At 41.4% G+C, this 23661-nt stretch carries 20 protein-coding genes, 1 pseudogene and 1 CRISPR repeat array (1 of these 22 only partly in view); of the genes and pseudogenes, 14 read left to right on the top strand and 7 right to left on the bottom strand.

The annotated features are described in order from the left end of the window. A CRISPR array of direct repeats spans window positions 1-939; the repeat unit is 32 nt; unit sequence GTCGCACTCCATGTGAGTGCGTGGATTGAAAT; it reaches 416 nt to the left of the window's first position. A 39-nt stretch (window positions 940-978) separates the two neighbouring features. Then, window positions 979-1856, bottom strand: a pseudogene (locus MHB50_RS09615) (IS4 family transposase); the annotation flags it as partial. Between the two features lie 649 nt (window positions 1857-2505). Between MHB50_RS09615 and spoVK the strand changes: the two are divergent. The 6 genes from spoVK to MHB50_RS09585 all read left to right on the top strand — a co-directional run bounded on the left by spoVK (window position 2506) and on the right by MHB50_RS09585 (window position 10347). After that, a complete protein-coding gene (gene spoVK, locus MHB50_RS09610; protein ID WP_077110299.1) occupies window positions 2506-3456 on the top strand; it encodes a stage V sporulation protein K in 951 nt (316 codons plus the stop codon). 96 nt (window positions 3457-3552) lie between these two features. Next, window positions 3553-4800 carry a GTPase HflX gene (gene hflX, locus MHB50_RS09605; protein WP_077110300.1) on the top strand — a complete coding sequence of 416 codons (1248 nt, stop codon included), beginning with the start codon at window positions 3553-3555 and terminating at the stop codon, window positions 4798-4800. A gap of 15 nt (window positions 4801-4815) precedes the next feature. Then, window positions 4816-6087, top strand: a complete 1272-nt coding sequence (locus MHB50_RS09600) for a methionine gamma-lyase family protein (RefSeq protein WP_077110301.1) — start codon at window positions 4816-4818, stop codon at window positions 6085-6087. A 161-nt stretch (window positions 6088-6248) separates the two neighbouring features. Next, on the top strand, window positions 6249-7583 hold the full coding sequence (gene glnA, locus MHB50_RS09595; protein WP_077110302.1) for a type I glutamate--ammonia ligase: 1335 nt from the start codon (window positions 6249-6251) through the stop codon (window positions 7581-7583). 1039 nt (window positions 7584-8622) lie between these two features. Then, on the top strand, window positions 8623-8889 hold the full coding sequence (locus MHB50_RS09590; protein WP_077110303.1) for a hypothetical protein: 267 nt from the start codon (window positions 8623-8625) through the stop codon (window positions 8887-8889). A 363-nt stretch (window positions 8890-9252) separates the two neighbouring features. After that, on the top strand, window positions 9253-10347 hold the full coding sequence (locus MHB50_RS09585) for a stage II sporulation protein P (RefSeq protein WP_077110304.1): 1095 nt from the start codon (window positions 9253-9255) through the stop codon (window positions 10345-10347). Window positions 10348-10425: 78 nt separating this feature from the next. Here MHB50_RS09585 and lexA read toward each other — a convergent pair whose 3' ends face one another. Continuing rightward, a complete protein-coding gene (gene lexA / locus MHB50_RS09580) occupies window positions 10426-11046 on the bottom strand; it encodes a transcriptional repressor LexA (protein WP_340085201.1) in 621 nt (206 codons plus the stop codon). A gap of 153 nt (window positions 11047-11199) precedes the next feature. On the opposite strand from lexA, the gene MHB50_RS09575 reads away from it, so the two are divergent. From MHB50_RS09575 to MHB50_RS09550, 6 genes are all read left to right on the top strand, one after another. Further along, window positions 11200-11385: a hypothetical protein gene (locus MHB50_RS09575; protein ID WP_077110306.1), complete on the top strand. Its 186-nt coding sequence runs from the start codon at window positions 11200-11202 to the stop codon at window positions 11383-11385. A gap of 22 nt (window positions 11386-11407) precedes the next feature. Then, complete coding sequence (locus MHB50_RS09570) at window positions 11408-12064, top strand: recombinase family protein (RefSeq protein WP_077110307.1); 657 nt, start codon at window positions 11408-11410, stop codon at window positions 12062-12064. 153 nt (window positions 12065-12217) lie between these two features. Then, entirely contained in the window at window positions 12218-12451 is a 234-nt protein-coding gene (locus MHB50_RS09565) for a DUF896 domain-containing protein (RefSeq protein ID WP_077110308.1), read from the top strand. 117 nt (window positions 12452-12568) lie between these two features. After that, window positions 12569-14587 carry a transketolase gene (gene tkt, locus MHB50_RS09560; RefSeq protein WP_077110309.1) on the top strand — a complete coding sequence of 673 codons (2019 nt, stop codon included), beginning with the start codon at window positions 12569-12571 and terminating at the stop codon, window positions 14585-14587. Window positions 14588-14945: 358 nt separating this feature from the next. Beyond that, complete coding sequence (sirA, locus tag MHB50_RS09555; RefSeq protein WP_077110311.1) at window positions 14946-15383, top strand: sporulation inhibitor of replication protein SirA; 438 nt, start codon at window positions 14946-14948, stop codon at window positions 15381-15383. Window positions 15384-15461: 78 nt separating this feature from the next. After that, complete coding sequence (locus tag MHB50_RS09550; protein ID WP_077110312.1) at window positions 15462-15683, top strand: YneF family protein; 222 nt, start codon at window positions 15462-15464, stop codon at window positions 15681-15683. A 1050-nt stretch (window positions 15684-16733) separates the two neighbouring features. Here MHB50_RS09550 and MHB50_RS09545 read toward each other — a convergent pair. From MHB50_RS09545 to MHB50_RS09525, 5 genes are all read right to left on the bottom strand, one after another. Next, a complete protein-coding gene (locus MHB50_RS09545; RefSeq protein WP_171973836.1) occupies window positions 16734-16892 on the bottom strand; it encodes a hypothetical protein in 159 nt (52 codons plus the stop codon). Continuing rightward, window positions 16885-17097 carry a YozQ family protein gene (locus MHB50_RS09540; protein ID WP_213089103.1) on the bottom strand — a complete coding sequence of 71 codons (213 nt, stop codon included), beginning with the start codon at window positions 17095-17097 and terminating at the stop codon, window positions 16885-16887. Before MHB50_RS09540 ends, MHB50_RS09545 begins: the two co-directional genes overlap by 8 nt. Window positions 17098-17181: 84 nt before the next feature. Then, window positions 17182-17541, bottom strand: coding sequence for a fluoride efflux transporter CrcB (crcB, locus tag MHB50_RS09535; protein ID WP_340085200.1), 360 nt, complete (start codon window positions 17539-17541; stop codon window positions 17182-17184). Continuing rightward, window positions 17541-17924, bottom strand: coding sequence for a fluoride efflux transporter CrcB (gene crcB / locus MHB50_RS09530; RefSeq protein WP_077110315.1), 384 nt, complete (start codon window positions 17922-17924; stop codon window positions 17541-17543). The genes crcB (MHB50_RS09535) and crcB (MHB50_RS09530) overlap by 1 nt, the downstream gene beginning before the upstream one ends. 53 nt (window positions 17925-17977) lie before the next feature. Beyond that, on the bottom strand, window positions 17978-18403 hold the full coding sequence (locus MHB50_RS09525; protein ID WP_077110316.1) for a DUF2621 domain-containing protein: 426 nt from the start codon (window positions 18401-18403) through the stop codon (window positions 17978-17980). Window positions 18404-19376: 973 nt separating this feature from the next. Between MHB50_RS09525 and MHB50_RS09520 the strand changes: the two genes are divergently transcribed. Beyond that, the gene (locus MHB50_RS09520) at window positions 19377-20522 is read left to right on the top strand and encodes an exonuclease SbcCD subunit D (RefSeq protein ID WP_077110318.1); all 1146 of its coding nucleotides are present in this window, start codon (window positions 19377-19379) and stop codon (window positions 20520-20522) included. Then, entirely contained in the window at window positions 20519-23650 is a 3132-nt protein-coding gene (locus tag MHB50_RS09515; RefSeq protein WP_340085199.1) for an AAA family ATPase, read from the top strand. Before MHB50_RS09520 ends, MHB50_RS09515 begins: the two co-directional genes overlap by 4 nt. Window positions 23651-23661 lie beyond the last annotated feature (11 nt).

The following is a 23661-nucleotide window of genomic DNA, read 5'->3' as shown; positions in this document are numbered from 1 at the left end:
CGTGGATTGAAATCGATAGCTATTATTTATAACCCAAAAAGCTAACTAGTCGCACTCCATGTGAGTGCGTGGATTGAAATCAAAAAAGGGTGCAATCACACAAAAGCAAGTCGGTCGCACTCCATGTGAGTGCGTGGATTGAAATCAATGCCTTGACCTGTTTTTCACTCGGCGGTCCCGTCGCACTCCATGTGAGTGCGTGGATTGAAATTGAGTCCCATCCACCATCAAGCCATTTATTTTCGTCGCACTCCATGTGAGTGCGTGGATTGAAATTAAATTGTCTATTCTTCTATGGGCAGACTTGCTCGGTCGCACTCCATGTGAGTGCGTGGATTGAAATTGCTATTTTTTTAGCGTATTCGCTTTCTAATTGGTCGCACTCCATGTGAGTGCGTGGATTGAAATGAGGTGCACCATGACGCCTACGAGCCTTTTGGCTGTCGCACTCCATGTGAGTGCGAGGATTGAAATATTTGTTGATATTCCAACAATCAAGAAGAACAACGTCGCACTCCATGTGAGTGCGTGGATTGAAATTTTCCCAACACTCTTGTGATGATATTTTATTGTTGTCGCACTCCATGTGAGTGCGTGGATTGAAATGATGCTCAAGGTAACATGAAACCTTTGCCAAAAGTGTCGCACTCCATGTGAGTGCGTGGATTGAAATGTCTGAATCGTCACCGAATCGCAAAGTGCTTTGAGTCGCACTCCATGTGAGTGCGTGGATTGAAATATCTACCGTTTCCCATTCATCCTCACTTGCTATTGTCGCACTCCATGTGAGTGCGTGGATTGAAATGATAGCGTCTGCTGGCTCAACAGCTAACGCATTTTGTCGCACTCCATGTGAGTGCGTGGATTGAAATATAAAATTCCAATTCAGGATAAACAAAGACTTTTAGTCGCACTCCATGTGAGTGCGTGGATTGAGATCGCTGTGTCGATCCTTTTTTCCTTTTAGCCACTTCCTGTAATCGCCCAAGGGTTCCGGATATTGTTCCAGCTGCTTGATCTTTCGTCGGCGCTCAAATCAAACCGATTTGTAATGAAATGTAGTACATTCCCTTTTGAATCCATCACTTTTAGAAAACGAAAGTAATTTTCAGCACGGTTTTGAGTCGTACCAATCAGCACCATTTGATCCGATAAAACAGTCGTATCCTCGGGCAATTTAAAATTGTAAATTTATCGCATGGCAGCGTTTTTACGTAGTCTAGATAGAAAAAAGTAGCCGTCATCAGTCATGCGGTCAAAGCGCTCGTAGTCCAGATAGCCACGGTCAAACACATACATGCACTCCTTGTCATCCACCATGATTTCAAGCTGACCACGGTCGTGTTCTTTTGCCGTTGTTTGGACGGCTTTTTCGGGATAGGAAGTTCCTTTTTCCATAAATACAAGGCGTAGATGCAGTTTCACACCGGCTTTTGTCTTGCGGAACTTTGCCCACCTATGGTTGGTTAAACTCAGTGGCAATGTGCTTGAATCTATGATTTTTAACGGCATAACAAGTTTTGTATATGGCATGCATTTGTGAGACTAAGTCAAGGAGAAGCTCTTGAAATAGATCTGGATTCATGCCATTTAATCGGCGTGACAGCTGCGAAATACTGATCGAATCAAGGTCAATCTCTTTTTAGAAGATGATCGTCGAAAAGACAATCACTTAGCGTATGAAAACTTTCTATTTCATGTAGCTGCGCAAAAAGCAGTAATTTTAGGAATGGCTCTGTCGTTAATTTTTTCGTATAGAAATCTAATTTCATGGTTTTCACCTGTTCTTCAAATAATGAAAAATTAATTGGTGAAAACCATTGTCCAAATGAAGTTTTTCGTGTAATTTTGTCCATGAGTTTGTGTCCTTTTTAGTGGATTTGGATGGGTTTCTATGCAAAAAATGACAAAATTGAATATTTAGCGTATTTTCAAAAGTGGAATTTAATTAATGCAACACTAGGTGTTATTTTAGAAAAAAATGAAGCGTTTTCATGAAGGGTAAAAAACTGAAACGCATAGATGGAGAGGTGTCAGAAGATTTAGCTTTCTAAAAGTATTTCCCAAAAGGGAGGAAGTTCATTTTACTAAATGTATGTAATGTATGGTACTCGTTAGTCGAGAAGGTATGCTAATATGTTTTCAACATAACATTAATATAATGAATGTGTACTCACCTGTTACTTGGAGTGGCAGGCGGATTAGCTTTAAATAGCTGGTTCCTGGCCCGTCAACTTGCTGCGCAGAGGCACGAACTATCTTTCAGGAAAACGGCAGTTGAAAATAAATTGTTCCGTTTAGTGTTGAAACCGAGCTTGTTAGTAGTTTATGGGCGTAAAGAAAAAGAACCCCAAACTGCAGGAAGCAGCGTTTTTTTATTAATAGCCCAGTCGTCCTCCTTATGTAATGAGGCTGGCTTTTTTCGAATATAATGGGATACAAACAATATGAGGAACAAAATGTCATATTGGGCGTATACTGTTTCTGAATGCGAGGTGATGGGCTGTGGATGAACCAATCAAGATGAAGAATAATGGCCAGATCAGTATAATGCTCAACATGCATAAAAGGGATAAACATAAAGATGGACATGGTCATGCTGTTTCCAAATCATTGCCCGGCCAACATGCCATCTTAAATGAAATTGAAAGTGAGATGGATTCCCTTGTAGGACTCAACCACATAAAGAAAACAATGAAGGAAATTTATGCGTGGATTTACATTAACAAAAAACGGGAAGCTGCAGGATTAAAAGCCGGTCCTCAAGTGTTGCATATGATGTTCAAAGGAAATCCGGGAACAGGAAAAACGACTGTCGCCAGGCTGATTGGCAAATTGCTCCATAAAATGGAGGTTCTTCCTAAAGGACATCTGATTGAAGCGGAAAGGGCTGATCTTGTTGGCGAGTACATTGGCCACACTGCACAAAAAACACGGGATTTAATCAAAAAAGCATCCGGCGGTATTTTATTCATTGATGAAGCCTATTCACTTGGCCGCGGTGGTGAGAAAGACTTTGGCAAAGAAGCGATTGATACCCTTGTTAAACATATGGAAGATAAACAGCATACCTTTATTTTAATCCTGGCTGGATATTCAAAAGAAATGGATTATTTTTTAAGTTTAAATCCCGGCCTTCACTCCAGGTTTCCACTTGTCTTTCATTTTCCGGACTACTCTGTCAATGAATTAATGGAAATTGCCAGACGCATGTTACGAGAGAAGCAATATGAATTTACCCATGAAGCAGAAGCGAAATTGAAAGATCATCTTATATACGCCAAAGGTGTGAACAGATCCACATTTTCCAATGGACGGTATGTCCGCAATATTATCGAAGGCGCGGTGCGGGCGCAGGCCATGCGGCTTCTTTCCGAAAGCAGGTTGAACCGTAATAATTTGATGACGCTTCATAGCCGCGATTTGGTCTTTGCGAAAAATAACACCTATACTTAAATGTCCACTCCGACTTCTGGCGGAGTTTCTTTTTTCTTTCCAAACATATCTGTTATGATGTGTTTAGACATTGTAAAGAAAGCAGGAGTGTCTAAAATGCTCAAACATGAAGAAACAGCTATTCTTGTCGGTTGCCAGCTCGATGCAAACGAGCATCATTTTCAATATTCAATGGATGAACTGGCTTCGTTGACAACTACAGCCAAAGCGAAAGTACTGGCCACAATGGTACAAAAACGGGAACGGCTCCATCCCTCAACTTATTTGGGAAAAGGAAAGTTGGAAGAACTTCAGTCGCTGGTGGAAGAGTTGGAGCCTGATTTAATCATTTTCAATGACGAATTGACCCCAACCCAACTGCGTAATCTTCAAGAAAAGTTTTCTGGAAGGGTGCTGGACAGAACACAGCTCATTCTTGATATTTTTGCGCAGCGCGCCAAATCAAGAGAAGGGAAATTGCAGGTAGAGCTTGCCCAATTGCAATATTTATTGCCTAGGCTCGCCGGCCAAGGAATTGCTTTGTCAAGGCTTGGGGGCGGTATTGGGACAAGGGGACCAGGGGAAACAAAACTTGAATCTGACCGCCGGCATATCAGGCGGAGGATTGACGAAATTAAAAGGCAATTGGAGACGATTGTGCAACATCGTAAAGGTTACAGATCTCGGAGAAAAAGAAATAATACGTATCAAATCGCCATTGTAGGCTATACAAATGCCGGAAAATCAACATTATTCAACCGTTTATCGATGGCGGAGTCGTTTGCGGAAGACAAATTGTTCGCGACGCTTGATCCGCTGACACGAAGAATTGTCCTCCCAAGCGGATACTCGGTTTTGATTACAGATACGGTTGGTTTTATTCAGGATTTGCCCACTACATTGGTTGCGGCTTTCCGCTCTACATTGGAAGAAGCGCGTGAGGCGGATCTGTTGCTGCATGTTGTTGATTGTTCCAACCCGGACTATAGCAATCATGAAGAGACAGTTCGAGAGCTGTTGAAAGAACTGGAAATAGCACACTTGCCCCAATTGACCGTATACAATAAAGCAGATCAAATTCATTCTGATTTTGTTCCAAGTTCAGGAGATGCGGTTCTAATGAGTGCGTTTGATGAGAATGACCGAAATCTGCTAAAACAAAAAATTGAAAGTATGGCCGTAGCATCCATGGAGTACTATCATGTAATCATTCCCTCACATGAAGGGCGGCTTTTGTCTGTATTAAAGAGCGACACGATTTTGAGAGAATTAACTTTTTTGGAGAAAGAACAGGCCTATAAATGCAAAGGTTACGTTCTTCCAGATCATCCTGTAACAGGATCGCTAAAATTATATGAAGTTTGAAGGAGTCAGCAAAAAATGTATACGTACTTGACACATAGAGAGAAATTGGGCCCCGTCATTGAAGCTGTTGAAGAGAAAATTTCGGGTAAGCTCAAAGAAATTGACAAGCTCATTGAAATAAATCAATATCGCGTATTAGCATGCTTCCAAAAGCATCGTGTGAACGATACATATTTTCATCCATCCACCGGGTATGGGTATGATGATATGGGGCGGGAAACACTTGAAAGCATTTATGCCGATGTGTTTGGCGGGGAGGCCGGGCTTGTCCGCCCACAAATTGTCTCAGGCACTCACGCCATCGCTATTTCGTTGTTTGGAGTGCTTCGTCCCGGGGATGAATTGCTATATATTACTGGAAAGCCGTACGATACACTGGAAGAAATTGTTGGGATTCGCGGCAAATCCAGCGGATCACTGAAGGAATTTGGCGTCGCTTATGAAGCCGTCCCTTTAACTCAGGAAGGAAAAGTGGATTTTCAAGCTGTTCAACAGAAAATCAATTCAAAGACGAAAGTAATTGGTATACAAAGATCGAAAGGCTATGACGACCGTCCTTCATTTACTATCGCAGAAATCGCTGAAATGATCGCTTTTGTAAAAGAAATAAACCCGGAGCTGATTGTTTTTGTTGACAATTGCTACGGTGAATTTGTAGAAACACGTGAGCCATGCCATGTTGGAGCCGATTTGATGGCAGGATCACTTATTAAAAACCCCGGGGGAGGAATTGTAAAAACGGGAGGCTATATTGTTGGGAAATCGAAATATGTTGAAGACTGTTCCTATAGGATGACATCCCCGGGCCTTGGCTCAGAAGCCGGAGCTTCCCTTTACAGCCTGCTTGAAATGTATCAAGGGTTTTTCCTGGCACCCCATATTACGGGGCAAGCACTGAAAGGAGCTGTCTTTACATCGGCTTTTCTGCAACAGATCGGGATGAACACGGAGCCGAAATGGGATGCGCCGCGAACAGATTTAATACAATCCGTCCAGTTTGGCGATGCCGATTTAATGGTTGCGTTTTGCCAGGCTATCCAGGCCGCATCACCGGTGGATTCGTATGTTATGCCTTATCCAAGTGAAATGCCGGGCTATAATGATCCTGTCATCATGGCCGCCGGTACTTTTATTCAAGGGGCCAGCATTGAACTGTCAGCCGACGGCCCGATCCGTCCTCCATATGCCGCATATGTACAAGGAGGCCTTACATATGCCCATGTAAAAATTGCCATTTCCACTGCGGTGGATTATTTGCTGGATAAAGGTTTGATTCGTGTAAATTAAGTGAATATATATATATGGAAGACAGTAATAGCTTGCTGTCTTTTTCAAATTTTTTCTTGACAGATGAAACTGTGGCATTTATCATTTCGTACATGATATTTTTCTTTACTTCATGATGATTTGTCATGTTGAATCTGTCATTCCAGGAGGAATATTCGCACATGAGCATGTTTACACGGGAAAGCATCACACAGCTGGCAGAAGAACAAAACGTGAAGTTTATCAGGTTGCAGTTTACTGATATTTTGGGGACAGTAAAAAATGTTGAAATCCCCATCAGCCAATTAGAGAAAGCACTGGATAATAAAATGATGTTTGACGGATCTTCCATTGAAGGATTTGTAAGAATAGAAGAATCCGATATGTATTTGGTGCCGGATCTTGATACATGGGTCATTTTTCCATGGACTGCCGAAAAGGGAAAAGTGGCGAGACTGATTTGTGATGTTTACCATAAATCCGGGGAGCCATTTTTAGGTGACCCGCGAAGCAATTTAAAAAGGGTTTTAAAGGAAATGGAAGAATATGGATTTACTGAGTTCAACCTTGGACCGGAACCAGAATTTTTCCTCTTTAAGTTGGATGAAAAGGGTGAACCGACATTAGAATTAAACGATAACGGCGGATATTTTGATTTGGCTCCCACCGACCTTGGTGAGAATTGCCGCCGTGACATTGTGCTAGAGCTTGAAGAAATGGGCTTTGAGATCGAAGCTTCACACCATGAAGAGGCTCCCGGCCAGCACGAAATCGATTTTAAATACTCGGATGCCGTCAGTGCATGTGATCACATCCAAACATTTAAACTTGTCGTAAAGACAATTGCCCGAAAACACGGCCTGCATGCCACGTTTATGCCAAAGCCCCTATTTGGTGTAGCGGGATCAGGGATGCACTTCAATATGTCTCTATTTCAAAACGGGAAGAATGCTTTTTATGATCCAAATGGTGAGCTGGAAATGAGCGAAACGGCATTTCAATTTATGGCAGGTATTATTAAGCACGCACCTGGCTTTACAGGAATCACAAATCCAACGATCAATTCATACAAACGGCTCGTCCCGGGTTACGAAGCCCCATGTTATATTGCTTGGTCTGCCCAAAACAGGAGCCCGCTTGTCAGAATACCATCATCAAGAGGGCAAAGCACAAGAATTGAACTTCGGAGCGTCGATCCAACAGCAAATCCTTATCTTGCAATGGCCGTCCTATTAAAGGCCGGATTAAGCGGTGTTAAAGAACAACTATCTCCTCCACAACCGGTAGACCGCAACATTTATATCATGAACAAAAATGAGCGGGAGAAAGAAGGGGTTGTCGATTTACCCCACAATCTCCACGAAGCATTGCAGGAACTGAAGGCTGACGAAGTTATGAAAGACGCTTTAGGACCGCACATCCTCGAAAACTTTATTGAAGCAAAAGAGATTGAGTGGGAAATGTTTAGGACCCAGGTACACCCATGGGAAAGGGAGCAGTACATGAAGCTGTATTAATTTATAAAACCGTTGGGGCTGTTAGGCTCCTTCGGTTTTTTTACTGACTGGGACATTTCGGTTTTTGTACATTTATTTTTCCTTAAACCGATAACAGTCCGGTTTTTGCAACATTTTATTGTCTTGATGGTCCATTTTTTCCTGGCGTGCCAATGTTGCAGAACTGGCTAATGATGACTGGATGTATATCATGTCCGTTCAAGCTTCCAATAAGAATGAATATTTGTTGTATTGTCTGAATGACTAAAAGCCATTTTTACAGATGTCTAATAAATGGAAAATAAGTGAATCTTTACGCACTGTCATTTTTTGTTTTGTAAATGAAAACTTTACATATACTACAAACAGTATTAACATGGGTGTGATAAATTGCAGTTAAAGAGGTGAAAAGATGTTGAAATTCAAAAGGAAACCGGCAACCTGAAACGGATTGTCGCCATACTTTTCTTGATGAATTTCCCAAAAAAAGACTACCTTTTAGGAAGGTGACGGAATGGCTGTTAAAGCAGGAGTTATATTCACGCTTCTCATGACCCATTTCTATTTTTTGTAGGTACATCTTAGGAACATAAAAAATATTTCTATCGTAAGTCTTAACATCTCCTACGGGGTGTTTTTATTTTTTCATACAAAGGTACAATATTGAAGATAGTGCGCACTTTATGATCGATGCAGCCAGCGACGATTTATTATTTCACCTCTACCATAACAGATATATTGTCAAGCATACTGCCTTTCCTATACAGGAGGGGTTTTTGTTTTGCATAAAAATTTTTTTCACGAGCGTGCCGGCTTTGGGAGCTTAAAATAGAATCATTGCCACTACGGTCATATAAACCACTAGCTAAACACACAAGCTGTTTGAACAATTAAAAGTTTGTGAAGCTTTACTATGATAGGGTTTTAGTAACCTGCGCATGTCATTTTTTAAACGCAGTTGACATTGTTTTAGATTAGATTAAAAAATACCGAAACGAAAAAAATACTTGCCCAAAAATGATAAGATTCCTATAGACGGAATAAGGATGGAGGTAATAAGATGCTTAAAAAACCTTTTATATTGATGTTGCTTTCCGGATTCATGTTTACTGCTTCTTCAAGTGAGTGCGAAGATGTGCAATCCGTTGACGATAATGGGTCTTTACATATAAAAGCTAATACAAAACAAGCAATTGATCCGGAGTTGGCAAGCTTGCAAGAGCCAACCATTGGAGAAGCAACTGTCGAAGAACCTTTTAGCGAAAAGAAAAATAAAAAGCAATCGCCCGACAATAACGAAACATCCATGATGAACGAGACAGACTAAATGTTGCCCGTCCCCTTCTTGACTATGAACTTTGCAATCGCCCCGCAACCCTTGTATCAAGTCTTTCATCATTACATTATATTTCAAAATTTTCCATAAATGAAAGCCGTTTACAGGTACTTAACATGTAATGGGATGTTCGTAAAAGTGGTAAATCTATTAATTGTTTGGACACGAGCGAACAGTTTGATCTACTAAAAAATTCCTAATGTATAAAGAATAGATTGTTTTTTAAACCCCGTGGGCCCCTATGGGGCTTTTTTTATTTTCCGAAGTTTATAGGTATGAACAACTTTTTAATCATAGACTCTATCAACGCTCATATAAATGGTATTACAAAATCTTTCTTAAAGGATGAACCCGATGTTCAAATTCGCAGCAAAATCTTTTGCAACGGTTGTCGCACTTTTTTGCCTAATTTCGGCAATTGCCTTTTCAAGTGTAAAAATCAGCTTATTGTCCTTCATAGGTGATGATCCGTCAAGAACAGAAACTTTCCTATATGTCATGTCGTTGGAAAACCACGCTTTACAATCCGTTATTCCCGAAGGTTTTGAACAGACTTTGGGCAGAGATATTCTCGAATTATTTACGAACATCAATCTGCGGAACATGAAGACATTTTTAATTAGTGAGATTCCGGGACTGCATGCAGCGACCCCAAAAATTATTGTGGCTGGAAAAGGGACTGATTTTACGAATCTTCCGATTGAATCCCCGCCTCCGGATGATTTGGATGTTTGGGAAGAGAGTGATGATTCTGCGGAGGAATCTCCGCCGACAAAAGAACAGACAACAATAGATAAGCCCGTTGTTTTTATCTATTCTTCACATAATACGGAGTCATTTCTTCCTCTTCTTCCAAATGTAACGGATCCAAACCGCGCGTGGCACAAAGAGAAAAATGTGACACTGCTAGGAAAAAGATTGGGAGAAAAACTGGGAGAAAAGGGAATTAGTACGTTGGTGAATGAGGTCGATATTCAGGCGCTTTTGAAAAAAAGAAATATGAAATTCTTTCAATCATATGAGCTTTCACGTGAGATTGCCGTGGAAACGATGAAACAAAAAGAGGAAGTCCGCTTTTATTTTGATATTCATCGAGATTCGCAGAGAAAAGGGGTTACGACTGCGACAATTAACGGAAAAACGTATGCCAAGCCGTATTTTGTGATCGGACAGGAACATCCGAACTATCAGAAAAACCTGGAATTCGCAACACGATTGCATCATTCTATTCAAGAAAAATATCCCGGGCTGTCAAGAGGGGTTTTTGGAAAAACGAAGGCAGACGGGAATGGAGTATACAACCAAGATTTAACCGAAAATGCGCTCTTGATCGAGATTGGCGGGGTGGATAATACGTTGGAGGAACTCTATCGTACAGTCGATGTATTGGCGGAAGTGTTTAGCGAATATTATTGGGGTGAAGCAAAGGAAGCGGGCACAAATAAGTGAGCAAAAAATAAGCGGCTCAATGCGATACGGGGGATTGGGCCGCTCGTGCGTCGTGTATGGATAGCGAAGGAGGCTTGATCAATGGACAAAGCGCCTGTATAAGGCGATCACTTTTCCCAAAATGACGACATTGGATACGATAATGGGCTCCATACTCGCGTTTTCCGGTTGAAGTCTGAAATAGCCGGTTTCTTTATAAAACCTTTTGACTGTCGCTTCGTCTTCTTCGGTCATTGCGACGACAATATCTCCGTTGTTGGCCGTTTTTTGTTGGCGCACGATGACAAAATCACCATCATGAATCCCGGCTTCTATCATACTTTCACCTACGATTTCCAGCATGAATACTTGCTCGTCTGCCGGAACAAGTAATTCCGGAAGCGGATAGTAATCTTCAATATTCTCAACTGCTGAAATCGGCAGCCCGGCAGTGACTTTACCGACAAGCGGAACATTGACCGTTTTTTGAACGATTGTTTCCTCATTCTGGTTTAAAACTTCAATGGCTCTCGGTTTTGTCGGATCGCGCCTGATAAGGCCTTTGCTTTCCAGCCTGGCGAGATGCCCGTGTACAGTGGAGCTTGATGCGAGGCCAACCGCTTTCCCAATCTCGCGAACAGACGGAGGATAGCCCTTTTTTTTCACTTCATCTTTTATAAAGTTTAATATGTCTTCTTGCCTTTTTGTAAGTTTTGACACCTTTTCACACCCTTTTTCCCGTGATGAATTGACCTTATTATAGCATGCGGTTTTTCATTAAGCAAACATGGGTTCGTAATTTTATTGACACAAACAGGTGTTCCTATTATAATGTTTTTTGGATGCGAACAAACTTTCGGGGAGGGAATATGAATGATTGCGTCCGTATGGAAACATTATTCATTCGTCATTATCTTTTTTATACTGTCATTAATTATGGGATTAGTCATGATATTCAATTGGGAACAAGAGAATACTTCCTTGAAAACTGTCGAAGCAAATGTATACAATGATCTACAAGATCAAAGTGAAATGACAATGAATCAAAAAAATAGATGACTTTTGTTTTGGGGTTGAAAAAATGCATGCCATTATTTACTGCAGGGTCAGTACAAACAAACACACACAGGAAACCTCATTGGAAAGACAACAGGAAGAACTTGTGCAAGCGGCAAAAATGTGGGGGTTTGATGTAAGTGACATCATTCTCGACAAAGCGAGCGGCTATGATTTAAACCGTCCCGGCGTACTTGATATGCTCGACAAAATAGAAGGCGATAAAATTGGTGCTGTCCTGATCCAGGATGAAACGAGGCTTGGACGGGGCAATGCCAAAATAGCCCTCATGCATGTTCTTCTTAAGCAAGGTGTAACATTGTACAGCCTGTCTCATAACGGAGAACTGCAAATATCGGAAACAGACTCCATTCTATTGGATATTGTGGCGATGATCGAAGAACATCAGAGGAAATTGCATAATATCAAAATTAAACGGGGCATGAAGAGAGCCGTTGCCAAGGGCTATCAACCGGAGAAAAACTTGAAAAACCAGGGGAACCGGCATGGGCGGGAAAGAATAGAGGTCCCGGTGGAAGAAATCATTCGCCTTAGACAAAACAATATGACCTTTGAAGAGATAGCTGCCATGATGAGGGGGTTCGGTTTCAAAGTTTCCAAAGCAACGGTACATAGACGATACAAAGAGTTTATGGAGCAGGAGGATAATCAGGGTTCATGACAGTGTTGTCCACTGTTGTCCATCTCTGACATTGCGAACTCTAGCTTCATGTAGATAGTGCGTTTTCATCTATCAGTCAGGGGCGTATAGATTGTTTTCACCCATCGATTTTAGTAAACTGGAGCTAACTTAACGTAAAAAAGGAGTTTGAGTATGCTTTCAAAAGAAAAGCTCGCCAGGATTAATGCGCTAGCCCGAAAAGCGAAAGAAAAAGGCCTGTCCAAGGAAGAAGCAAAGGAGCAGTCGAGACTTCGCGGCGAATATTTAAAAGCGTTTCGCTCTTCCATGAAACAGACAATTGAACAAGTAAGGGTGTTTGATTCTACGGGACAAGAAGTAACGCCTGAAAAACTTCGCTCTATCCAGCTAAAGAAAAAACTTCATTAAAATTTCTTTACAAACATCGACCCGCTTCGATGTTTTTTTATACTCAAAAGTTGTGAAAATGCAAAAATATCTTTATGATATGTTATAGAACAAAATGGGAAAGGAAGAGATATTTAGATGCATAACAACAATGTGGCCGAGATTGACGCGCTGGCCATCAATACAATTAGAACGCTGTCAATCGACGCAATTGAAAAGGCGAATTCAGGTCATCCCGGCTTGCCGATGGGAGCAGCACCCATGGCCTATACATTATGGGCAAAATATATGAACCACAATCCAAAAAATCCCGAATGGTTCAACCGCGACCGTTTTATTTTATCAGCGGGTCACGGTTCAATGCTTTTATACAGTCTCCTTCACTTGTCAGGTTACGACCTTAAAATGGAAGACATTAAACATTTTAGACAATGGGGAAGCAAAACGCCTGGACATCCGGAATATCGGTATACACCTGGGGTAGAGGCGACAACGGGGCCGCTGGGACAAGGAATCGGAATGGCGGTTGGTATGGCCATGGCTGAACGCCATTTGGCGGCTGTTTACAATAAAAAAGATTACAATATTGTCGACCACTATACATATACACTCTGCGGTGACGGGGATTTAATGGAAGGGGTGGCTTCCGAAGCCGTTTCACTGGCAGGTCATCTCAAGCTTGGAAAGTTGATTGTATTGTATGATTCCAACGATATCACCCTTGATGGGGATCTGGACAAATCATTTTCGGAAAATGTAGGTGCCAGGTTTGAAGCATGCGATTGGCAATATATCCGTGTTGAAAACGGAAATGACCTTGAGCAGATTTCCGAAGCCATTGAACTAGCCAAAGCCGATCATACTCGCCCGACTTTGATTGAAGTAAAGACCATTATCGGCTACGGAGCCCCAAATAAGTCCGGTAAATCAGATGCCCACGGGGCCCCGCTCGGTGAAGCGGAAATGAAGCTTACAAAAGACTATTACAAATGGACATATGAAGAAGATTTTTATGTTCCTAAAGAAGTATATGAACATTTTGAAGAAACAGCGATCAAACGCGGAACTCGAAAAGAGGCAGAGTGGCGAACGCTCTTTGAAAGCTATAAAGCCGCTTTCCCTGAACTTGCCAGGCAATTGGAAGGCGCCATTGAAGGAAAACTTCCTGAAGCGTGGGATAAAGATATCCCGACATATGTAGAAGGATCCAGTCTGGCAACAAGGGCATCAGGCAGTGAAGTGATGAACAGCATTGCCAAAAATCTTCCTTATCTCATTGGCGGGGCTGCGGATCTGGCTAGCTCTAACAAAACAATGATCAAAGAAGAAAAAGATTTTTCCCCAGTTTCTTACGAAGGCAGGAACATCTGGTTTGGGGTACGCGAATTTGGTATGGGCACGGCCTTAAATGGGATGGCTCTTCATGGCGGGTTGAAAGTTTTTGGTGGTACGTTCTTTGTATTCTCGGACTATCTTCGTCCCGCCATCCGGCTTGCATCCTTAATGGAAATCCCAGTGACTTATGTATTTACACATGACAGCATCGCTGTTGGGGAAGACGGCCCTACACATGAACCTATCGAGCAACTTGCTTCGTTGCGCGCAATGCCTGGCTTGTCTGTGATCAGGCCTGCTGATGCCAATGAAACAGCGGCGGCATGGCGCTTATCGATAGAATCTGAAAATAAGCCGACTGCGCTCGTTTTAACGCGGCAAAACCTGCCGACATTGCCGTTTACGGCAGAAAGAGCCAAAGACGGTGTTGAAAAAGGCGCCTATATTATTTCACCTGCTCATAAAGAGCAGGCAGATGTCCTGTTGATTGCTACAGGATCTGAAGTAAACTTGGCAATCGCTGCACAAAAAGCCCTTCAAAAAGAAGACATTCATGCTTCCGTTGTCAGCATGCCGTCATGGGATCGCTTTGAACAGCAATCAGATGAATACAAAGAAACTGTGCTCCCGAAAACTGTTAAAAAACGCTTGGCCATCGAGATGGGTTCATCACTTGGCTGGCATAAATATACAGGGGATGAAGGGGATATCTTGGCAATCGATCGTTTTGGTGCCTCAGCTCCTGGTGAAAAGGTGATCGAAGAATATGGCTTCACAGTCAATAACGTCGTTCAAAAGGTAAAAGCTTTGCTTCAAAAATAAAAGGAAATGTTCCTGCTAGGAAATTCTTTTTTGTGTCTGGCTCCAGCCGTTTGGCTGGGGCTTTTTGCCGTTACAGCTCTCCCTTTTTCGATATGCTCATGCTATGTAATCGCCGCGAATCGGAATTCTATCTTCTTCTCTTAAGCAACATTCACAAAAACGTTTCGAGAATGTCATCTTTTTCTTGGAAACATTCGTTTGTTTTTGAAAAAAATGATCTTTTGTTAAAAAAAGGGAAATCATTAGGTCATCTAGAATATATGTTAAAAAATGATTTGTGAAAGAGTACAGAGGAATTGACAAACTTCTTATAGCGTCTCCATTATAATAATGAAAAACGGCGGGAGTGACGAAGCAAGTGAGAAAATACTCAATTTATTTAATAAAAGATGAGTTTGCAGATTACTTTTATGGCCGTGAAAGTAAATTTTATAAATTATTTACCGCACAAGATGCGAACATAGACAAACAGAGGAAGATTATTAAGCAGCAAATCGACTATATAACCCGGCCCTTACCTTTTTTAGAACTGCATAAGTTATTATCAGAGTCTATACAAAACAGAAAAATAATGATTAAGGGAAAAGTATACTGTACAGGAAATCCCAAAGGGAGAAATGGAGCAGAACTGGCCATTGAAGAAAACTTGCTATGTTTGAAGGCTTGGGGCGGATTTGAGTCAGAGTCTGTTTTTTTTGAAGTACTTCGAAAATATGAAGGCCATTTTTTTGCCGTTGATAGAGAAAATGAACGCTATGGTTGGGTGAAACCTGTAAAAGAAAGAAAATACATATGAAATGCATGATCAAGTATTGTATAATATTTGGGGGTTCAGTAAACTGGATGGTAGACAACTTGAAGGAGGAATTACTTAATGTGGTGGCAATTTGTATTAACGGGCGTACTGGCTCTTTTGGCTGGTGTTGCTTTAGGGTTTTTCATTGCCCGTAAATATATGATGGACTATTTAAAGAAAAATCCGCCAATCAATGAACAAATGCTTAAAATGATGATGATGCAAATGGGAATGAAACCTTCCCAGAAAAAAGTGAATCAAATGATGTCCATGATGAAAAAACAGATGGATAATAAGTAAACGTTGATTTACCAATGTATATCCGATTTACTCATTTGTTACATTGCAAAAAATAGCTTGATGTTTAAGCTTTCTCAAGCCACTTTTTCTGTTACAATTATCAAGCAGAAGAAGTGGCTTTTTCTAGTGTTAATACACGTAATATTCATAATAATTTTCTATCTGCGCGATATGCAACATGGCTGCCGATAATTTATTTTATGTAAACTAGATAACGTGGGGTGAATAAAGGAAAAAGGGGGTGACAGGATTCAACATGAATCAGACGTTCTTTAAACAAATTAAAAAAACAGACGTTCCCGTCTGTTATGTTTTTTGTTAATTAGCCGCCTGCTGTTGTAGTTTCGTGACAGTCATAAGATTATACTGATGGATTAAAAGATCCAGCTCAGTACTGTATTGCAATACAAGTTGGGATGTCAAGTTTGCATGATTTGATACTGCAATTAATTGTTCTCGCTTTTTCTCAATCTCTAAAAGTAAACTCTCCACCTTGTCTCGTCCCTTCTTGTTATTTTCAGTGTATTATATATATTTTTTGTAAATCAAAATTTAAGCATATTATATCAAATATATATCAGTCTTTTCTACTATTTTTGTAAATATAAATTGAAATTTTCAACAAAATCTCTTAAATTTTGATTCTCTCTTGGTCAAATATCAGGATAAATGATGTACAAATAGGACTATGGCCGCAAAATCTCGCATATGGGCATTTGGCACGGTCAGAAAAGATGGCCCCGATCTTCTAAATTGACAAATCGGAGCCATTTTTTACTGATACATATTCTTCTTTGTCTAGGTTTGGTGAAGCAACGGTTGTACAAAAGAGTTGAAATTTCCCCAAAGTTCATCATGATGTAGGGAGACAGACTTCTGTTCATTCCTTCCGTTTGTCACTGCCGGCAAGCGCGGTTGTATATACTTGGGTCTTTCATTTTCGTCAAGCACGCTCTTAGCGTTATGATTTTTGCTAACGTAAAACAAAAAGGTGGTATCTGTTGATTCTCCCTATTCAACTCTTTCCATCTTTTTAAGCCCGGCTGGCACTTACAAATCCGTTCTTTTTCCAGGCTCGTCCTTTCCTCCGGTGTCATTGCCTGTACTGGCAGTATATCCGACACGGTAGGCAGACTTTTTACTGCGGCGAAGTGCTTTTGGCATCTGATATTGTTTTATGTCATTCTTATATTGCTGTTTGTCAGTCATGCTTTTTTCTCCTGTCCTGTTGTTGAATATCGGCAAGTGCTATGTTTTCCCCGTTCTCATTCTCAATAACACCTTCTATGACACCTTCTGTATATACATCACTTACTTGCTCATGTGTAATGGCAAGACCTTTTGATAAAATGTCTTTTCCATGTTCATCTTCCTTCTTGTATTGCCTGCCAGATAACTTTAAAGAATCGCTCAATGATATGCCCTCCTACTTATCACTATTTGTATGTATTATTTGTGAGGTTGGCCAATTACATTCAAGAAAAGTTTACCTGTACAGTTAGGAAGAAAAAAACGCTCCCAGTGCATATCCTCCAAATGCCAGTACAATGCCGCCAATATAGCTGACAGCCATATAAAAAAAGGCGGTGCGCCATTTCTTTTGATCAAGCAATGAAACGATCTCCACTTTCTGGGTGGAGAAAGTTGTAAACGAACCCAAAATGCCGGTTCCAACCAGAAGGGCAATTGTCGAGTTCAACACAGCACCTGAAAAGAATCCAAGCAGGAAAGAACCGATTACATTCACAAGCAGGGTGGAAAGGGGAAAGTCGTTGATCGGTTTCACTTTGTTTGCCAGACAAAACCTCGCTGTAGCTCCGATACATCCACCTATTGCAATAAGCCATATGAGCTTCATTAGACAGTGTCCTTTCGAGAACTATTTTTTCCCAACAACAACCCAAAGAAAGCCATGAAGAGGCCGATGACACTACTTAATACAACATATAACAAGGCAGTCAGTGGCGAGGTGTCAATAAGTTGGACAGTTTCCAAGCTCAAAGCCGAAAAAGTGGTAAAGGAACCGATGAATCCGGTTCCGAGTCCTGAAACGATATAGGAGGGAAGTTTTTTCCCGTATTGCCACCCAGTCAAAAAACCCAATATCAAGGCACCCGTCACATTGACAATGAACGTTCCATAAGGAAACCCGCCATGCCATAATTCGATCGTGTAAAGACCAATTAAATACCGGAGGACACTTCCTGCCATTCCGCCGATTCCGACTGCGATATAGTTCAAATGTTTCACCTGCTTTTATATGAAGGAAAGGCTCCCGATCACGTTTGGAAGCCTCAAAAAAAATGTTCATATGGCGTAATGTCTATGTTTAATTCATTCATTTTTTTACGAAGAAATTTATGGTCGCGCTTTGGCGTTGCCAAAATATAGCCTTTTATAATGATATCCAAATTTAACCGTTTGACATTCTCTTTTAGGGCCACCTCACCTATTTTACCAGCGATTTTGTGGCGGGCGACGTCCCGGAACAATTCAGGCACAGGACTCACGAGTTCATCCAGGAGTGCTTTTTGTTCTTCTGTCCATAATGACTTTGTCTTTTCCACATAATATTCTTCCCAATCCATATCCGATTTCCCGTCTTCTTTTGGCAGGCGCTTTAAAAATTTGCGGAACATAAAAAATCCTCCAATGGCAAAGAGCGCAATTAAAACGACTACCCAAAAAAGGATAAATACTAAAAACCAACCTTCAAGCATTTCTTAACCCCCTGAAAAAACTTGCCTAAACTATATTCATTATAGCCAATTAAAAAAGAAGGTGACAAGCGCTTGCATTGTTGAATGTGAAGGAATAGTGATAATCTGTCCTTTCGACTTTGGTTTTCAGGTGTCTTTTTTCATCCGTCGTCAGTATATAAGCCGTAAACTTTTTTGAAATGTTCCAGGCTAAAACCAATTTTTAATCACGGGGTGGATTACATGATAGGCGGATCAAAAAGTGCGAGACGTTCACAAACAGCTGCGGTGATTCCGGTACTGGTGAGTTATATGGTATAAGACCGTGATTGGTTTTTTTGTGAAACATGGGCTGTTAGTGATGGAATGAACCGAGCACTGCGATATTAGACAGTTCATGATGAAAAGGGGAGAGGAAACAAGATGTTTCTGATGGCGAAAAAGCGGGCAGGCTCGTTCTCACATTCCGAATGAGCCGGTCGGAAAATGACAATGGACATAAGGAGCAAAGCCAGTGTTTTCTGGATAGCGAGGGCATTTACGAAAAGGAACCTTCTCGTTAAACAAATCAATACCTTGAAGACTGAGCTGGTTACAGTAGTTCTGCCATTTAGCAGTGAAGTTGGATTTCCGGCACTCGTGTTCTTCTATCTTGCTGTACACTGCCGTGTTGCTACTGCTAGCGCGGTTGTATATGCTTGGGTCTTTCATTCCGTCAAGCACGCTTTTAGCGTTATGACTTTTTGCTCGCGTTAACAAAATTGTGGTGTCTGTAGATTCCACAAAGTTTCATTTTCGGGGGTGTTTTTATGGCTAAATATAATGAGGAATTTAAAATAAAGCTTGTCACCAAGTATTTTTGCTGTTGTCGATTCGATGACAAAACTTCCCGATCAGATGGCTTTATTCTGATGAAATCTCATTCTTTCAGAACCGGCGAGTGGACGATTTGCTATAATAATAGATAATCAAAAATAGGAAACAAGGTGATCAGGTGAAAATCATTCATACAGCTGATTGGCATTTGGGGAAGCTCGTACATGGGGTATATATGACGGAACAGCAGCGGATCGTGTTAGATCAATTTATCAACCTTGTGGCCGCGGAAAAACCGGATGCGGTCATTATATCAGGTGATTTATATGATCGCTCTGTACCCCCGGTAGAAGCAGTGAAACTGCTGGAAGAGGTTTTATTCAAGATAAATGTTGAACTTAACACTCCAGTATTGGCGATAGCAGGCAATCACGACAGTCCCGATCGGCTGGCTTTCGGCTCTTCCTGGTATCGGCATAGTCAATTTTACATACAGGGGCGCCTTGATCATTGCTTTCAGCCAGTCGATATAAACGGCGTCCATTTTTATCTCGTTCCTTATGCTGAACCGGGCATTGTCCGGGACCTGTTTCAAGATGATAGCATTCAATCATTTCAAGATGCCGCCATGCGCATTTCCGGAGAAATAGAGAAAAATATGGATCAGGAATCCATTGCTATTTGCGTCGGCCATGCTTTCGTGACAGGAGGCAAAACAACTGACTCAGAACGGATATTATCTGTCGGAGGTTCCGGTTGTGTAGATGTGGATTGCTTTAGCCCTTTTACATATACGGCACTGGGGCACTTGCATAGTCCCGACGCCATTAAACATGAATCAATCCGCTATTCGGGTTCGCTATTGAAGTATTCTTTTTCAGAGGTAAACCAGAGAAAAAGTGTTTCTATTATACAATTACGGTCGAACGGGGAGTTTTCTATTGAAGAGAAAACACTGACGCCTGAAAAGGACATGCGCGAGCTAACCGGATTTATAGACGAATTGCTAGACCCAAGCTTTTACAATTCCCAAAAGACAGATGATTATTTAAAAATTACGCTGTTGGATGAAGGAGCGATCCTGGATCCCATGAATAAGTTGCGGTCGGTTTACCCAAATGTGTTGCATTTGGAGAGAAACATTGAGGTGGTTGATATGAAAAGGCAACATTTGTCGAGCCAGCAGCCACATGAAAAGAAAACAAACTTGGAGCTTTTTTCGGAGTTTTACAGTGAAATGACAACGAGAGAGTTCACAGAGCAGAAAAGAGAACGAATGGAGAAAGTATTGGAAAGTGTGCTAAAGGAGGAAATATATGCATGAGGCCACTAAAGTTAATGATGCAGGCGTTCGGACCGTATGCAGATACGGAGATCATCGATTTTTCCCAATTGGAAAGCAGGACAATGTTTGTCATTTCCGGGAAAACCGGTGCGGGAAAAACGTCCATTTTTGACGGAATCAGCTTTGCCATTTACGGAAAAGCAAGCGGTGAAGACCGGGACGGAATGGATCTTCGCAGCCATTTTGCCAAGGATCATGTGCCAACGGAAGTTGCTCTTGAATTTTCTCTCAGAAATCAAACGTACTATATTTGGCGCTCTCCCCAGCAACTAAAAAAGAAAACGAGGGGTGACGGGTATACCGTTATAAACGCCAGGGCAGAACTGTACATATTTGATGAATCAGGATCAAAAAAGCTCTTGGCCGCCAATGTTCGTGATACCGAAGAAAAAATAAAGGAAATTATTCAACTGGACGCCAATCAATTCAGGAAAATATTGATGATCCCGCAAGGAGATTTTCGCAAGTTCTTAACTTCCAACAGCAAGGAAAAGGAAGTCATTCTTCAACGATTGTTTCATACAGAAATGTATAAAAAGGTTGAAGAAAGTCTAAAAGATAAAGCAAATGACTTGAAAAACGAAGTACTATCCGGAATAGAGTTAAGAAGCCAAACGATCAAAGGCGCTTATACATACGGGAATGAAGAATTGGAGACGGCCATTTCCGAAAAGATACCTAATAAAAACACGGTTCTCCCTTTGTTGGATCAAGTAACAAAACAAATGGAAGAAGAAACATTAAGCCTTGCTCAAAAAATAGAACAGAAACAACGTGAAAGAGATGAAGCAAAAAGAAAAGTACACGAAGCTGAAAACTTGCTTAAGGAAATCGCAGCTTTTCAAACACTAACAAGGAAAAAAGCAGAACTGGACCACATCCAGCCAGTGATAGAAGCCAAAAAAAAGGAAATAAAAATGGCGCATAAAGCCAACAACCTGGAGCATCAAGAAGCCATATGCCGTCGCCTCCATCAAGACTTAAAAGAGCGTGAAAACAAATTAAAACAATTGGAAGCAAACATGGAAGCCACTAAAAAGCAAAAATCCGAAGCTAAAAAGCGGCTTGAAAAAGAAGAAGAAAACGAGGAAAGGCGAGAGTGGATAAAAGTCGAACTGGCCCGATTGAATGCCATTCAAGAAGACGTATATTCTTATGAAAAACAAAAAAATCACCTTCTCCTCTTGGAAAATCAGGTAAAAGATACCCGTGCACAAATAGACAATCATAAAAAAACGAATCAGTCATTGGAAAAAGAGATTGCTTTTTTACAGAAGGAAATGCAAGAATTTGGCCGGCTTCAAACTGAAACAGTTCAATTGGAACTGGAACAAGTCCGTTTGAAAAACACGTACGAAACATTGTGTGAATTGATGAGGGCCAGGCAAGAAAAAAATGATTTGCAGCGGCATTTTCAGCTGAAATCCTCTGAATGGAAGATAGCTAGCAAAAAATTGGATGACGCACGAACGACATTAGAACATGTTGAAAAGCAATGGCAGTCCGGACAGGCCGCTTTGTTGGCAAAGCATCTTGTTGATGGGCGCCCCTGTCCGGTTTGCGGTTCTCCCGAACATCCACACCCGGCACAAATGTTAGGCAGCATGCATAACGAGGATGATATTCGTGCCGCTAAAAGCGATGTTCAAACCCTCGAGAAAGAATACCAAGAATTGGAAAGAAGCAAGATTGAGCTTAAGACGTCGATTCATTTATCGGAACAAAGCATAGAAAAACTTACGGAAGAAGTGAAAAGGCTATTTCCGAACTTTGAGCAAGACCGTATGGATAGCGAGCTCAAGAGAGTAAAGGAAAGGCTGGAAGAGATGGCAAAAGTGATTGCCAAACATAAGGCAGCCATTAGCAAACTTCCCGCAACCGAAGGGCAGTTCAAAGAAAAAGAAGCTGCATGCCGAAAGCTTCATGAAGAATTGGAAAGCTTGATGGATCGGGAGCGGAAGGAAGCAAACGAGCTTGCGGAGCTGTCAGCCCATATGCGCGCACTCACTAAAAACATTCCGGAAGAATTATCGACAATAGAAAAGTTTAACGAAAAGGTGGCGCTTCTCAAGAGAGAATTGAACGCCATGGAATTGGCCCGGAAAAAAGCCGACGAAGATTTCCGCCATTTCGACCAACAGCTTGCGGCGCTATCGGGAGTCCTTAAAAACTTGCAGGAAACGATCAATGAGCAAAAAGAAAAGCTGCATGTGGAGCGCGAAGCGTTTTTAAAACAACTTGAACATGAAGGCTTTTCCAGCTATCGCCACTATGAACAGGCAAAAAGAGAGCCTGACATGGTAGAGAATCTGGAAAAAGAAATACAAACTTATGGTGAAGATGTCCGGTCGGTAACAGATCGATTAAAAGAATATGAACATCGCCTAAAAGACGTTAAAAAGCCCGATTTAAAACAGCTTGAAGAAGAGTGCCGGGAACTGGAGCGGACTCTTGAAGGAATGAATGAGCGGCAAACCGGCTTAGTTATGAACATAAAGAAAAATAAAGAGATCAAAACAGCCATTCTGCAAATGGATGCGCATATCAAGTCACTGGAGGACGAATATGAGTTGATCGGTCATCTGGCTGATATTGCGAGAGGACAAAATGCGTACAAACTAACGTTTGAACGATATGTTTTGGCTTCCTTCCTTGATGAAATTTTAGTGTCGGCCAATAATCGCCTGACGAAAATGACAAGCGGACGTTATCGGCTTTTAAGAAAAAAAGACAAATCGAAAGGCAACATTCAAAGCGGTTTGGAATTGCTCATATTTGATGAATATACCGGACAGGAACGCCATGTCAAAACATTATCGGGCGGCGAGAGTTTTAAAGCGGCATTGTCACTTGCTCTGGGGATGGCTGACATCGTTCAGCGGCATGCCGGAGGTGTATCACTCGAAACGATGTTTATTGATGAAGGTTTCGGGACGCTTGATTCTGAATCGCTAGACCAAGCGATAGAAGCATTAATGGATATCCAAAGCAGCGGCAGGCTGGTCGGCATCATTTCCCATGTTCCGGAATTAAAAGAAAGAATTGACGCCCGTTTGGAAGTATTGGCAGGACAAAGTGGCAGCAGCACCGAATTTGTTTTTTCGTAAAGGGTGGTGAG

The organism is Siminovitchia sp. FSL H7-0308, assembly GCF_037980985.1.
Lineage (GTDB): Bacteria > Bacillota > Bacilli > Bacillales > Bacillaceae_C > Siminovitchia > Siminovitchia thermophila.
Note: the sequence above shows the minus strand (reverse complement) of the source record. Positions and strands in the feature narration are given on the sequence as shown.

Bases quoted from the DNA above. Each gene is read 5' to 3' on its own strand.
- hflX (WP_077110300.1), top strand. From the start codon at position 3,553: ATGCTCAAACATGAAGAAACAGCTATTCTTGTCGGTTGCCAGCTCGAT.
- MHB50_RS09600 (WP_077110301.1), top strand. From the start codon at position 4,816: ATGTATACGTACTTGACACATAGAGAGAAATTGGGCCCCGTCATTGAA.
- glnA (WP_077110302.1), top strand. From the start codon at position 6,249: ATGAGCATGTTTACACGGGAAAGCATCACACAGCTGGCAGAAGAACAA.
- MHB50_RS09590 (WP_077110303.1), top strand. From the start codon at position 8,623: ATGCTTAAAAAACCTTTTATATTGATGTTGCTTTCCGGATTCATGTTT.
- MHB50_RS09585 (WP_077110304.1), top strand. From the start codon at position 9,253: ATGTTCAAATTCGCAGCAAAATCTTTTGCAACGGTTGTCGCACTTTTT.
- MHB50_RS09575 (WP_077110306.1), top strand. From the start codon at position 11,200: ATGATTGCGTCCGTATGGAAACATTATTCATTCGTCATTATCTTTTTT.
- MHB50_RS09570 (WP_077110307.1), top strand. From the start codon at position 11,408: ATGCATGCCATTATTTACTGCAGGGTCAGTACAAACAAACACACACAG.
- MHB50_RS09565 (WP_077110308.1), top strand. From the start codon at position 12,218: ATGCTTTCAAAAGAAAAGCTCGCCAGGATTAATGCGCTAGCCCGAAAA.
- tkt (WP_077110309.1), top strand. From the start codon at position 12,569: ATGCATAACAACAATGTGGCCGAGATTGACGCGCTGGCCATCAATACA.
- MHB50_RS09550 (WP_077110312.1), top strand. From the start codon at position 15,462: ATGTGGTGGCAATTTGTATTAACGGGCGTACTGGCTCTTTTGGCTGGT.
- MHB50_RS09545 (WP_171973836.1), bottom strand. From the start codon at position 16,892: ATGACTGACAAACAGCAATATAAGAATGACATAAAACAATATCAGATG.
- crcB (WP_340085200.1), bottom strand. From the start codon at position 17,541: ATGAAGCTCATATGGCTTATTGCAATAGGTGGATGTATCGGAGCTACA.
- MHB50_RS09525 (WP_077110316.1), bottom strand. From the start codon at position 18,403: ATGCTTGAAGGTTGGTTTTTAGTATTTATCCTTTTTTGGGTAGTCGTT.
- MHB50_RS09515 (WP_340085199.1), top strand. From the start codon at position 20,519: ATGAGGCCACTAAAGTTAATGATGCAGGCGTTCGGACCGTATGCAGAT.